Consider the following 11,685-nt stretch of genomic DNA (forward strand, 5'->3'; position numbering starts at 1 on the left):
GGCCTGTCGGGGTCCGCCGGGACCGAGGCTCGGTACGTTCCGACAGGCCCGCTCACCGCCCCCACCGCAACGCCGGCGTCTCCACCGGCGCCTCCCACAGCCGCAACAGCTCTCCGTCCACCTGACACAGCGTCACCGAGCAGCCCGCCATGTCCAGCGACGTCACATAGTTCCCCACGAGCGTACGGGCCACCGCCACCTCCCGCTCGTCCAGCACCCGGCGCACCTCCGCGGCGAACCCGTACAGCTCCAGCAGTGGCGTCGCGCCCATCCCGTTCACCAGCACCAGCACCGGCAGCCGCGGCCGGAGATCCTCCAGGATCGCGTCGACGGCGAAGTCCGCGATCTCGTGCGACGTCATCATCGCCCGCCGCTCCCGCCCCGGCTCGCCGTGGATGCCGACCCCCAACTCCAGCTCACCGGCGGGCAGATCGAAGGTCGGTCCGCCCTTCGCGGGCGTCGTGCAGGCGCTGAGCGCCACCCCGAAACTCCGCGACGACTCCACCACCTGCCGCGCCAGCGCCTCGACCCGCTCCAGCGGCATGCCCTCCTCGGCCGCCGCCCCGGCGATCTTCTCCACGAACAGCGTCGCCCCGGTCCCGCGCCGCCCGGCCGTGAAGGTCGAGTCGGTCACCGCCACATCGTCATTGACGAGCACACTGGCCACCTGCATCCCCTCGTCCTCCGCCAGTTCCGCCGCCATCTGGAAGTTCAGGACGTCCCCGGTGTAGTTCTTCACCACGAACAACACACCGCTCCCGCTGTCCACGGCCGCCGCGGCCCGCACCATCTGATCAGGAACCGGCGAGGTGAACACCTCCCCGGGACACGCGGCATCCAGCATCCCCGGCCCCACGAACCCCCCGTGCAGCGGCTCGTGCCCACTCCCGCCCCCGGACACCAGGGCCACCTTGTCCGCCACCGGCGCATCCCGCCGCACGATCACCCGGTTCTCCGCATCCACCACCAACTCGGGATGCGCGGCCGCCATCCCCCGCAGCGCGTCCGCGACGACGGTCTCGGGAACGTTGATCAGCATCTTCACGGGTACCTCCGGGTGGCATGAGCGGCTGGGCTTTCCAGTCAGCGTCTTGGCGATTCAGAGTGCGTATGCACCACTATTGGTCTCGACTATTGATCTCGGCGGTCCTCGGTGGCCTTTGGTGGCCCTTGGCGGTCGGAAACGGCCTCCACACCGCTCCAAGTGCAGTATCTGCGCTCGCACCACCAAGGTCACGTGAGCAGAGACGGAGTTTCCGGGCGGCGGGCAGCACCGGACGAGGGTGGGCGGGTCTCTTTCGGTTCGGTGGAGTTCCGGGGCTGCACCGGCAAGAGCGCTCCGCTGCACGGCATCACCCGGCCCCTCGCCCTGCTGCGCCAGGCCGCCGGGCAGCCATCGCCGCGAAACGCGCTCGACCCGGTGACTTCCGTGAAGAGATTCTTGGGCATGGACTTCCTCTGTTACCACCGCGACCGGCCCGACTCCCTGCCGCTGCGCGACGAGCTGCTGGAAGAGCATTGGTCCTATATGGACCGGTACGGGAAGGAGATGATCGCCCGGGGCCCGACCCTCTCCCACGACGGCGCCACACCCACCGGCAGTGTGCACATCGTCGGCCTGCCCGATCCCGCCGCTGCCCGCGCGTTCGCCTTCGACGAGCCGAACCACCGGGCCGGCGTCTACCGGGACGTGCTGCTGCGACGGTGGCGCAACGCGCTCGGGCGCACCATGTGGGACTTCCCCGGCGGACCGACCGGCGGCAACCGGTACCTGGTGCTCGGCCTCGGCACCGGGCAGGCCGCCGACCTCGCGGTGCCGCCCGACCGGGACGGGCTGATCGCCTACGGGCCGTTGCTGTCCGACGACGGCGCCATCTGGCTGGGCACGGCGGCGTTGGTCCGGTCACCGGACCCGGAAACGGCACGCGCCCTGCTGACCCCGGACCGGTACGCCGACATCGAGGTGCACAACTGGCAGTTCGGCGGGCGCCGGTCCTAGGGGGCTTCGCAGGCCACCTGGTCCGATGCGCTGGACCGGGTGGACACGCCCGTGGCCCGGGGGCCTTCGTCACCAGCCCCCTTCGCTGCGGTGCTCCCGCGGCCGGCGCCCTGCGTTGCTCCGTTGCGCGCTGCCGCGTTTCCTCCGTGCACCCGTCAGCGTTTCCCTGCCGTAGACCTCAATTCAAGGAAGTGCTGACATGTCCCGTCCTGCCCATATCGCCATGATCGGCACGCCTATGGCCGGCCATGTGCTGCCCAGCCTGGACATCATCCGCGCACTGGTGGCCCGCGGCCATCGCGTCACGTACGCCACCGCCGGCCACGTCGCCGAGCTGATGGCCCACACCGGTGCCGAGCTGGTCCACGTGGCCTCCACCCTGCCGGTCGCCGACAGCGACTGGCCGCAGGATCCCATCGCCTCCGCCTCCCTCTTCCTCGACGAGGCGATGGCCGTACTGCCGCAGCTGCACGCCGCGTACGACGACGCCCCCGCCGACCTCTACCTCTACGACAACGGCGCGTACGCGGGCCGCGCGCTGGCCGAGGCGCAGGGCCGCGGCCTCGTCCAGCTCTCACCGGCGCATGTGGCCTGGGAAGGTGCCCTGGAGGAGGTCGGCGCGGCGTTTGCCAGGCTGCCCGGCGGTTCCGCCCACCGGGCGCGGTTCGCCGCCTGGCTGGCCCGCTGCGGTGCGGTGACCACGAACGTGGAGGAGTTCACAGGCCGGCCGCCGCGGGTGCTCGCCATGATCCCGCGCGCCATGCAGCCGTATGTGGACCGGGTCGACACCGAGGCGGTGACGTTCGTCGGCCCGTGCTTCGGCGCCGGTGGGCAGCAGGGCGGCTGGATGCGGCCGGCCGGTGTGGAGAAGGTGCTGCTGGTGTCGCTGGGCGGCTCGTCGTACCGCAGGCAGCGGGAGATCTACGGGCAGTGCGTGGCGGCCTTCGCGGATCTTCCGGGGTGGCATGTGGTGCTGCAGATCGCCACCGGCGGCGATCCGGCCGAGCTGGGGGAACGGGTTCCGCCGAACTTCGAAGCGCGGCCGTGGGTACCGCCGTTGACGATCCTGGAGCAGGTGGACGCGTGGGTGACGCACACCGGTATGGGCAGCAGCGGTGAGGGCCTGTACGCCGGTGTGCCGATGATCGCGGTACCGCACGGGGCCGAGCAGTGCCTCCACGCCGACCGCCTCGTCGAACTGGGCGTCGCCCGCCGCATCGACACCGCGGACGTCACGGCCGCGGCGCTGCGTACGGCCCTGATGGAACTCATCGGCGATCCCCAGGTCGCCGCGCGCTCGGCGTGGCTGTGGGCCGAGGTACGCGCCGAGGGCGGCACCCGCCGCGCCGTGGAGCTGATCGAGGAACAGCTGGTCATGGAGCGAGTGTGCTGATGCGCGGGGCGGGCAGCGGGCGGCGGGCGGGGGCTGCGGGTGAAGCAGCAGGCTCAGCCGACGCCGATGGACGTCGGCTGAGCCTGTGGGGCCGGCCGGTGGAGGCCCGGCCGTTGCCCGCCGGGGGCAGCGGCAGCGCCCTTGTGGTTACGGGGCCATCTCGTACGTCCCGGCCAGGGCCTCGACGCGTTCCCACACGCGGGTGGAGCGGGCGTCGTCGATGACCGGGCGGCGGACCGCGCCCAGTGCCCAGCGCTGCTGGTCCGCGGTGGCGGAGTCCTTGCCGTGCAGTTCGACGGCGTGCGCGGAGAAGTCGCGTACGAGGACGGCGAACAGTTCGTCGAGCAGGTCCTCGTCGAGGCCGGTCAGATGCGCCTGTTCCAGGATCAGCTGGCCGTGCACGACCAGCGCGAACAGCTGCCCGACGGCGAGGAGGAGGTCGAGGTCGCGGCTCTGCTCCTCGTCGGGGGCGGCGGTGGTGACGAACTCGCAGAGCGCGTCGGCCTGTTCGCGGAAGCGGGCGACGTTGGGCACCTGGGCGTAGGTGTCGTAGGCGGCGCGCCAGTCGTGGAAGCGGATGGAGCCCAGGCCGCGGGCCGGTCCCTGCTGGAAGAGGAAGGTGTCGTCGGCCGCGTCGAGGCGGGTGGGTACCGGGGCGTACTCGGCCGGGTTGAGCAGGTGGTTGCCCATGAACTTGAGGATCAGGGCGAGGTTGACGTGGACCGTGCCCTCCAGCTTCGGCAGCCCCCGGATCTCGGTGGCGGCCTGCGCGAAGTAGGTGTCCTTCTCGAAGCCCTTGGCGGCGATGACGTCCCACATCAGGTCGATGACCTTCTCGCCCTCGGTGGTCACCTTCATCTTCGTCATCGGGTTGAAGAGGAGGTAGCGGCGGTCGTCGGGACCCGCGGAGCGGAAGTAGTCGACGGCGCGGTCGCTGAAGAGCTTCATCCCGATGAGGCGGACGTAGGCGTCGGTCAGCTCGCGGCGGACGTGCGGGAAGGCGGTGACCGGACGGCCGTAGAGGATGCGGTTCTGCGCATGCGTGACGGCCTCGTACATCGCGTGCTCGCAGATGCCGATGGCGCCGGTACAGAGGTTGAACTTGCCGACGTTGACGGTGTTGAGGGCGGCGTCGAAGGCGGCGCGGCCGGTGTGCAGGATGTCGGCGGCGGCCACCGGGTAGTTGTCGAGGCGGAACTCGCTGACGTACTTGGAGGAGTCGACGACGTTCTTCACCAGGTGGTACGCCGGGTGGCGGCTGTCGGCGGCGAAGAAGACGTACCCGTCCGGACCCTCGACGTCGGTGCGGCGGCCGAAGACGGACACGAGCCCGGCGGCGTTGCCGTTGCCGATGTAGTACTTGGAGCCGCTGGCCCGGAAGCCACCGTCACCGTCGGGTTCCAGCAGCATGTCGGTGGAGTAGATGTCCGCGCCGTGGGCCTTCTCGGACAGGCCGAAGGCGAAGACCTCGCCCTGGGAGAGGAGTTCGGCCGCGCGGGTGCGGGCAGCCGCGTTGTCACTCTGCCAGACCGGGCCGAGGCCGAGGATGGTCACCTGCCACGCGTACCAGTAGTCGAGCCCGTAGAAGCCGAAGATCTCGTTGAGGGCGGCGATACGGGCGGTGTCCCAGCGCTTGTCCTGGTGTCCGTCGGCCGCGGAGGACGGGGTGAGGAAGGTGGCGAACAGCCCTTCCTTGGCGGAGAACGCGAGGAAATCGGCCAGCCAGGCGCGGGAGCGGTAGTCCTCGATGAGCTTGCGCTTACCGCGGTCCTCGAACCAGTCGACGGTGGCGCGCAGCAGCCTGCGGGTCTCGGGGTCGAAGTGCGCGGGGTCGTAGGTGCGCGGGTTGAAGAGCAACGGGTCGGCCATGGGTGGATGCCTTTCCGGAGTGAGGGTCAGTGCTGTGGTGCGAGCCGGTGGAGGGTGGCGAGTACGTCGTCGAGCCAGTCGAGCGTCATCCGCTCGTAGGCGATGCCGCCGCGCAGCACGACGTGCTGGAGCTCCCGGCCCGCGTCGGGCGCTTCGGGGGCCTCGTGGCCGGTGAAGTCGCGCCGTTCCCCCGCGAGGTAGTGCGCCAGCCGTTCGGTGTGCGCCTGGCGATGCCGCTCGACCTCACGGATCAGAGCGGCCGGATCGTCGAAGGCCGCGCCGCGGATCTTCACGGCGAGCTCATGCCGGACGCTCTCGGGCTCGATCGGCTCATGGAGCCACTGCGAGAGGACCGTCCGGCCGAGGGCGGCGACGGAGTACTCCTTCTTGTCCGGCCGGGCCTGCTGCGGCACGTCGCGGACATCGATCCAGCCGTCGCTCTCCATGCGCTTGAGGACGCGGTAGATCTGCTGATGGGTGGCGGTCCAGAAGTATCCGATGGACCGCTCGAACCGCCGGGACAGCTCATAGCCGGAGCCCGGCTTCTCCAGCAGGGAGACGAGGATCGCGTGTTCGAGCGCCATGCCCCGGATCCTTCTATGCAACTCGTTGCATAGACAAGCGGCACCGCCCGAGGTGAGACACGGCTCACCCTGGCGGCGCCCCGGAAAGTTCCCGCCAAATATTCCCGCGACGCAGGTCAGAAGGCCGTGTTAGCTTCCGCGACCATGGAACCGATCGGCGAAAAACAGATCCGCGCCTCCTTCGTGAACTGCTCGAAGGGCGAGGCGAGCAGAATCAGCCTGCCGCGGGACCTGTCCGATCTCGACTGGCCGGATCTGGACTTCCTGGGCTGGCGCGATCCCGGAGCGCCCGACCGCGGCTATCTCGTGACGGAGCGCGCGGGCAAGCTCCTGGGAGTCACCCTGCGTACCCCGCAGAGCGTCAGCCGGAGCTTCACCAAGACCACCGCCTGCACCATGTGCCTGACCGGCCACCCCGGGTCGGGCGTGGCCCTGCTGGCCGCGCGCAAGGCGGGCGCCTCCGGGCGCCAGGGCAACACCGTCGGCGCGTACTTCTGCGCCGACCTGGCCTGCTCCCTCTACCTCCGCGGCAAGAAGCAGACCGGCCTGCTGCGCTACGAGGAATCGCTCACCCTGGAGGAGCGCATCGACCGCACGCTCACCAACGTGCACGCGTTCGTGGACAAGGTCCTCGCACCCTGACCCCTGCGCCGCGCGGCCCGGCGGAGCATCCCGGGCCCCGCCGCCCCGCGCGGGGTGACCGAACCCGGCCCGCTCCCCGGGCCAGAGCCTGTCCGACGGGTCGGCGTGGGCCCGCGCCGACCCGTCGGACAGGCCCTAGCGTGGCGCCATGCACCACCCCCGCGAGACGGACGCACCCCCGCCCACCACCGACCGCGCCTTCCCGGGGCACTGTGCGGCGCGTTCCGGCGGGCTCGACGCCATGGAGACGCAGCTGATCCGGTGCCGGGCCTGTCCCCGGCTCGTCGAGTGGCGGGAGGAGATCGGCGCGGCCCGCCGCGCGGCGTTCCGCGACTGGGAGTACTGGGCGCGGCCGGTCCCGGGCTTCGGCCCGCCGGATGCCGCGCTCGCGGTGATCGGACTGGCACCGGCCGCGCACGGCGGCAACCGCACGGGACGCATGTTCACCGGGGACGCCTCCGGCGACTTCCTCTTCGCCGCGCTGCACGCCGTCGGCCTCGCCTCCCAGCCCGAGGCCACCCACCGGGACGACGGCCTGGAGCTGTACGGGGTGCGGATCACCGCCCCCGTCCACTGCGCCCCGCCGCGCAACAAGCCGACCCCGGACGAACGCGCCACCTGCCGCCCCTGGCTGGCCAGGGAACTGGAACTCCTCGCCCCGACCCTCAAGGCCGTCCTCGCGCTGGGCGCCTTCGCCTGGCAGGCCCTGCTGCCCGTCCTCGACGACGCGGGCCGGCGGATCCCCCGCCCGAGGCCCGCCTTCGCCCACGGCGCGGAGTTCACCCTGCCCGCCCTCGGCGACGACCGCGGGCCGCTGCACATCCTGGGCAGTTACCACCCCAGCCAGCAGAACACCTTCACCGGCAAACTCACCCCCGCCATGCTCACCGACCTGCTCGCCCGCGCGGCCGAGCTGGCCGGCCTGAACGGGCACCGGTGAGCCATCGGGCCGACGGATGCCCCCGGGGCCGCCACCGCACCTGCCCGACGCGGGAATTCCCCACCGCCTGCGTGCCGTTGACAGGGAAAGGATCTTGACCAGGGCTACCCGCGGGGAACTTCCATGACCATCTTGATCACCACGCCGAACGGTTCGGTCGGCCGCCACCTGACCGATGCGCTGCGCCACCGCCCCGACGTGCGCTACTTCGTCCGTTCCGAGGCCGGTGTCAAGGCGCTCGGAACGGTCCGCGGCGAGGTCGTCCGCGGGGACGCCGCCGATGCGGCGGACGTCCGGGCCGCGGTCGCCGGCGTGGACCGGCTCTACCTCGCCCACCCCTTCGCCGAGGACCAGATCGCCGCCGAAACGACCGTGGGCCTCGCCGCCCTCAAGGCCGGCGCCCGCCGGATCGTCAAACTCGGCGCCCGCCCTTTCACGGGTGACGGCATGGCTCCGGACCCCGTCACCGGCGCCCACGACACGATCACCGCACGCCTGCGCAGCGCGGGCGTCCGGGAACTGACGGTCTTGCAACCCGACCGCTTCCTCCAGAACTTCCTCCCCGCAGCCGCCTCGCTCGCCCACGGCACCCTGGCCGACCCGGCCGGACCCGGCGCCCGCGGGTATGTGGACGTACGGGACATCGCGGCCGTCGCCGTCGCCGAACTCCTTGCGGAGCGCCCGGTCGGCGGCGAGATCGCCCTCAGCGGCCCGGAGTCCCTGACCCTGCCCCAGCTCGCCGACCGCTTCGCCGCCGGCCTCGGCCGCCCGGTGCGCCACGTCGACGTACCGCTGGACGACGCCTGGCGTGCCGAACTGGCGGCCCGCGGAGTCGGCCCACAGATCATCGACGGGCTCCACGGCCTGTACGCGAACTACCGCCGCGAGGGAGTGGCCGGCCTCGGCGACGGCGTCTCACGCGTCCTGGGCCGTCGGCCGCGCTCGGCGGAGGAGTTCGCGGCGGATGTGCTCAAGCCTGCGCTGTCCGGGGACTGACGTCGAAGCCCCTGCCGAAGCCTGTGTCCGTGCCCGAGGCCGCCGTCCACCAGCCCAAAGGACTAAACCTCAGTGACCGAACGACCACCGGCCCGTTAGCAGCGCAGGTTCCGGCCAGGTGCCGGGGCCGGTTCCTTTGCTCGGACTTCAGTTGGGAGAGTTCAGTGCGTCGTAGTCGTATGTCCGGCCTGATCATCCTGGCCGCCGGAGTACTCGGTGGTCTCGCGTCCCCCGCGCATGCCGCGGGCGGTGGCCGCTCGGGCGGCCAGCCCGAGTTCTCCGGGCCCGTCGTCCTGCCGATCGTGGCGGAAGCGTTGAACACCACCAGCGATCTCAGCCACGTTCGTTGGAACGAGGCCCTGCTGCCCAGCCCGGCCGAGCGCTTCTGAGCCCTCGCGCAGTGGGCCGGCCGGCGGCGGACGACGCCACCGGCCGGCCCGTCGTATGTCGGGGGAGCTCAGCGGCGGTTGTCCTCGACGTCGACCACCGGCGCGCCGGGGGACGGAGGCTGGGTGCGCCGCCGCTTGAGGATGCTCACATAGGTGGCAAGACCGATGACGCCGACGATCATGAAGATGATGCCGACGAGGTCGAGGTTGACTCCGGCCATGTGCCAGTCCACCGCGAAGGTGAGGATCGCCCCCACCGCGAGCAGGCCGATGCACCCGCCGATACCCATGGTTTCCGCCTCCGTAACCGGCAGTCAGGCGATCGGTTGGGAAAGGGATCTGGCGCGCTGTGCGCTCAGGTGTGCAGAGGGGCGGGTACCCGGGGGCCGGGGGTTCGTGTACGGGGAGGGGCGGGAAGACGGAGCGGCGGATCAGCCGGCCTGGCGGCGGGGTTTGCTCGCGGTCTTCTTGGCGGCGGTGGTCTTCCGGCCCGTCGCCTTCGTCGTTTTCGCCGCCTTGTCGGCCGCGGTGGCCCTGGCCGTTCCGGTTGTCCCGGCCGTCGCGGACTTCTTGGTGCCGGCCGACTTCTTCGCCTCTGCCGACCTGGCGCCCGCCCGCTTCGCCGCCGTCTTCTTCGGGGGGCTCTCCTTCGTGGCGCTCTGCTTCGCGGCGCCCTTCTTCGCCGTGCCCCGCGCAGGGTGGCCGGTCAGCGCGGTGACGGTGGCGGGCTCGGCGCCGGTCTCCTCGCCGCGTGACTTCTTCGCGGCGCGGACGCTGTCCTGGAGGGCCGCCATCAGGTCCATCACCTGCGCGGCGGGCTCTTCCCCGGCGGTTTCGAAGTCCGGTTCGCGATGCGCCAGCTTCGCCGCCACGATCTCCTCGAGCGCCTCGCGGTAGTGATCGTGCACATCGTCCTCCGACAGCTCGCCGTAGGAGGCCATCAGGCTCTCGGCGGCCGCCACCTCCTTGGTACCGAGAGCCGCCTCGCCCTCGGGCAGCACGCCCTCCATCGGACGGATCTGGTCCGGCCAGAGCAGGATCTGCATCACCAGTGCATCCTCGACCGGACGGATCATGGCGAGCGTCTCCCGGCCGTGCAGCGCGACCTTGCCGAGCCCGACGCGCCGGTGGCGTTCCATGGCCTCGCGCAGCAGGACGTACGGCTTGGCCGCCGCCGCGCCGTCGGCGCTCAGGTAGTAGCCCTTGTCCATCTGGAGCGGGTCGATCGCGCCGCCGTCGACGAAGGCCAGGATCGTCAGTGTCTTGGCGGTCGGCAGCGGCAGCGCGTCCAGGTCTTCGTCACTCAGCGGTACGACGGTGTCCCCGTCGGCCTTGTAGCCCCGGCCGATCTCGTCCGGCGGGATCTCGACATCCTCCAGGGAACACACCGGCTGGTTGCGCACCCGTCCGCCGTCCGCCGTATGGATCCGTACGAAGCTGACCGACGCGGTCGTGTCCGTGGCGGAATAGGCGGCCACCGGGATGGTGACCAGCCCGAAGCTGATGGAGAACTTCGCCGTGGGGCGCATGGGGGTCCGCTTTCCGTCGGCGCTGAGATTCATCGTAGGTGGGGGGACCGGGGCGTACATCTCATGGCGCCGACGGGTGGCCGCGGCCGCGCGGGCCCGAAAGGGTGAAGCCGAGCGGGGCCCCCGGTACGCCCGGGACTGCGGCCGCGCCGATCGGGTACACCCGCCCCCATGGGCGATACGGAGGGAGACGCGACGACCGGAACGGCCGGCGTGCGCACCGGGCGGTGGCGCTCGCGGAGCGCCACCCGGACCGGCTGACGACCGCCGTACGCAAGGAGGCCCGGGGCGGCCGGCTCTACCTCGATGTGCAGCGCAACGCGTACGCCCAGACCGTCGTCGCCCCGTGGTCGGTACGGGCGAAGCCGGGGGCGCCGGCGGCGACGCCGATCAGCCGGCGGCAGCTGGAGGACCCGGAGCTGACCGCGCGGCGGTGGTCGTTGCGGGATGTGGCGGGCGTGCTGGAGCAGCTGCGGTCGCGGCCGTGGGCGGGTGTGCCGGGGCGGGGACGCTCGCTGCGGGCCGCGCGGCGGCGGCCGGCGGCAAGGGGCTGAGTTTGCCGTTGGGGGGCGGGGCGGGTTTCCGTGACCCAGCCTCGGTGGTACGGAAGCGGATGCGCGGCGGAAAGGAGTGCGGACGTGGTGCGTGACGGCGGGCAACGGGTCCTCGTCCGGGAGCTGCTGGACCGGTACGGCCGGACCTACGCCGAGGAGTGCGGTATCAGGCTGCGCAACACCCCGCAGCCGCTCTACCAGCTCCTGGTGCTGGCCGATCTGCTCAGCACGCGGATCCGGGCCTCGGTGGCGGTCGCCGCGGCGCGGGCGCTGTTCGACGCGGGGATGGGCACACCGCGCCGGATGCTGGACGCCACCTGGCAGCAGCGCGTCGACGCGCTGGGCGAAGGCGGCTACCGGCGCTACGACGAGAGCACCGCCACCCGGCTCGGCGAGGGCGCCGAGCTGCTGCTCGACACATACGGCGGCGATCTGCGGCGGATGCGGGAGGCGGCCGGCGGCGAGGCCCGCGCGCTGTCCCGTGCGCTCCAGGAGATGCCGGGGGTCGGGCCCACGGGCGCCGCCATTTTCCTGCGGGAGGTGCAGGGGATCTGGACGGAGTTCGCCCCGTTTCTCGACCCCAAGGCCGTACAGGGCGCGGAGCGGCTGGGGCTGCCGCGCGACGGGGCGAAGCTGGCGGGGCTGATCGAGGAGGGCGAGGAGGCCGCGTTCGCCTCGGCGCTGGTGCGGGCGGCCCTGGACCGGGGGATCGCCGAGGAGGTCCGGGAGGCCGCGGCGGGGTGAGGGCGCTGAGCCCCGACGACGCCGTGCCCCCACCCGTCACGCCACC

Annotated in this window: 12 protein-coding genes and 1 pseudogene; 8 read left to right on the plus strand and 5 right to left on the minus strand. The window is 71.9% G+C overall.

Features of this window, described 5'->3' with window-relative positions; all coding sequences use genetic code 11:
- Positions 1–52 precede the first annotated feature (52 nt).
- Positions 53–1,045, minus strand: coding sequence for a dihydroxyacetone kinase subunit DhaK (dhaK, locus tag SNA_RS15470; protein ID WP_030064960.1), 993 nt, complete (start codon positions 1,043–1,045; stop codon positions 53–55).
- A gap of 402 nt (positions 1,046–1,447) precedes the next feature.
- Here dhaK and SNA_RS15475 point away from each other — a divergent pair, with 402 nt between their 5' ends.
- Entirely contained in the window at positions 1,448–1,999 is a 552-nt protein-coding gene (locus tag SNA_RS15475; RefSeq protein ID WP_030064958.1) for a YciI family protein, read from the plus strand.
- Positions 2,000–2,198: 199 nt separating this feature from the next.
- Positions 2,199–3,392, plus strand: coding sequence for a macrolide family glycosyltransferase (locus tag SNA_RS15480; protein WP_030064957.1), 1,194 nt, complete (start codon positions 2,199–2,201; stop codon positions 3,390–3,392).
- 147 nt (positions 3,393–3,539) lie between these two features.
- Here SNA_RS15480 and SNA_RS15485 read toward each other — a convergent pair whose 3' ends face one another.
- Positions 3,540–5,261: an acyl-CoA dehydrogenase family protein gene (locus tag SNA_RS15485; protein ID WP_030064956.1), complete on the minus strand. Its 1,722-nt coding sequence runs from the start codon at positions 5,259–5,261 to the stop codon at positions 3,540–3,542.
- 26 nt (positions 5,262–5,287) lie between these two features.
- A complete protein-coding gene (locus SNA_RS15490; protein WP_030064955.1) occupies positions 5,288–5,845 on the minus strand; it encodes a PadR family transcriptional regulator in 558 nt (185 codons plus the stop codon).
- Between the two features lie 144 nt (positions 5,846–5,989).
- On the opposite strand from SNA_RS15490, the gene SNA_RS15495 reads away from it, so the two are divergent.
- The 4 genes from SNA_RS15495 (at position 5,990) to SNA_RS15510 (ending at position 8,812) form a co-directional block, all read left to right on the plus strand.
- Positions 5,990–6,487 carry an FBP domain-containing protein gene (locus tag SNA_RS15495; protein WP_030064954.1) on the plus strand — a complete coding sequence of 166 codons (498 nt, stop codon included), beginning with the start codon at positions 5,990–5,992 and terminating at the stop codon, positions 6,485–6,487.
- Positions 6,488–6,635: 148 nt separating this feature from the next.
- On the plus strand, positions 6,636–7,427 hold the full coding sequence (locus SNA_RS15500; protein WP_037789114.1) for a uracil-DNA glycosylase: 792 nt from the start codon (positions 6,636–6,638) through the stop codon (positions 7,425–7,427).
- Positions 7,428–7,550: 123 nt separating this feature from the next.
- On the plus strand, positions 7,551–8,423 hold the full coding sequence (locus tag SNA_RS15505) for an NmrA family NAD(P)-binding protein (RefSeq protein ID WP_044365452.1): 873 nt from the start codon (positions 7,551–7,553) through the stop codon (positions 8,421–8,423).
- Between the two features lie 164 nt (positions 8,424–8,587).
- The gene (locus SNA_RS15510) at positions 8,588–8,812 is read left to right on the plus strand and encodes a hypothetical protein (protein WP_157879929.1); all 225 of its coding nucleotides are present in this window, start codon (positions 8,588–8,590) and stop codon (positions 8,810–8,812) included.
- 68 nt (positions 8,813–8,880) lie between these two features.
- On the opposite strand, the gene SNA_RS15515 is transcribed toward SNA_RS15510, so the two are convergent.
- Both SNA_RS15515 and ku read right to left on the minus strand, forming a co-directional pair.
- On the minus strand, positions 8,881–9,102 hold the full coding sequence (locus SNA_RS15515; protein ID WP_030064950.1) for a DUF6458 family protein: 222 nt from the start codon (positions 9,100–9,102) through the stop codon (positions 8,881–8,883).
- A 141-nt stretch (positions 9,103–9,243) separates the two neighbouring features.
- The gene (ku, locus tag SNA_RS15520; RefSeq protein WP_044365522.1) at positions 9,244–10,341 is read right to left on the minus strand and encodes a non-homologous end joining protein Ku; all 1,098 of its coding nucleotides are present in this window, start codon (positions 10,339–10,341) and stop codon (positions 9,244–9,246) included.
- Positions 10,342–10,526: 185 nt separating this feature from the next.
- Here ku and ligD point away from each other — a divergent pair.
- Positions 10,527–10,895 (plus strand): annotated as a pseudogene (ligD, locus tag SNA_RS15525) (non-homologous end-joining DNA ligase LigD); the annotation flags it as partial.
- Between the two features lie 84 nt (positions 10,896–10,979).
- Positions 10,980–11,639, plus strand: a complete 660-nt coding sequence (locus tag SNA_RS15530) for an endonuclease (protein ID WP_037789111.1) — start codon at positions 10,980–10,982, stop codon at positions 11,637–11,639.
- Positions 11,640–11,685: the final 46 nt, after the last annotated feature.

The organism is Streptomyces natalensis ATCC 27448 (assembly GCF_000935125.1).
In the GTDB taxonomy this organism is placed as follows: Bacteria; Actinomycetota; Actinomycetes; order Streptomycetales; family Streptomycetaceae; genus Streptomyces; species Streptomyces natalensis.

Bases quoted from the DNA above. Each gene is read 5' to 3' on its own strand.
- SNA_RS15475 (WP_030064958.1), top strand. From the start codon at position 1,448: ATGGACTTCCTCTGTTACCACCGCGACCGGCCCGACTCCCTGCCGCTG.
- SNA_RS15480 (WP_030064957.1), top strand. From the start codon at position 2,199: ATGTCCCGTCCTGCCCATATCGCCATGATCGGCACGCCTATGGCCGGC.
- SNA_RS15485 (WP_030064956.1), bottom strand. From the start codon at position 5,261: ATGGCCGACCCGTTGCTCTTCAACCCGCGCACCTACGACCCCGCGCAC.
- SNA_RS15490 (WP_030064955.1), bottom strand. From the start codon at position 5,845: ATGGCGCTCGAACACGCGATCCTCGTCTCCCTGCTGGAGAAGCCGGGC.
- SNA_RS15495 (WP_030064954.1), top strand. From the start codon at position 5,990: ATGGAACCGATCGGCGAAAAACAGATCCGCGCCTCCTTCGTGAACTGC.
- SNA_RS15500 (WP_037789114.1), top strand. From the start codon at position 6,636: ATGCACCACCCCCGCGAGACGGACGCACCCCCGCCCACCACCGACCGC.
- SNA_RS15505 (WP_044365452.1), top strand. From the start codon at position 7,551: ATGACCATCTTGATCACCACGCCGAACGGTTCGGTCGGCCGCCACCTG.
- SNA_RS15515 (WP_030064950.1), bottom strand. From the start codon at position 9,102: ATGGGTATCGGCGGGTGCATCGGCCTGCTCGCGGTGGGGGCGATCCTC.
- ku (WP_044365522.1), bottom strand. From the start codon at position 10,341: ATGCGCCCCACGGCGAAGTTCTCCATCAGCTTCGGGCTGGTCACCATC.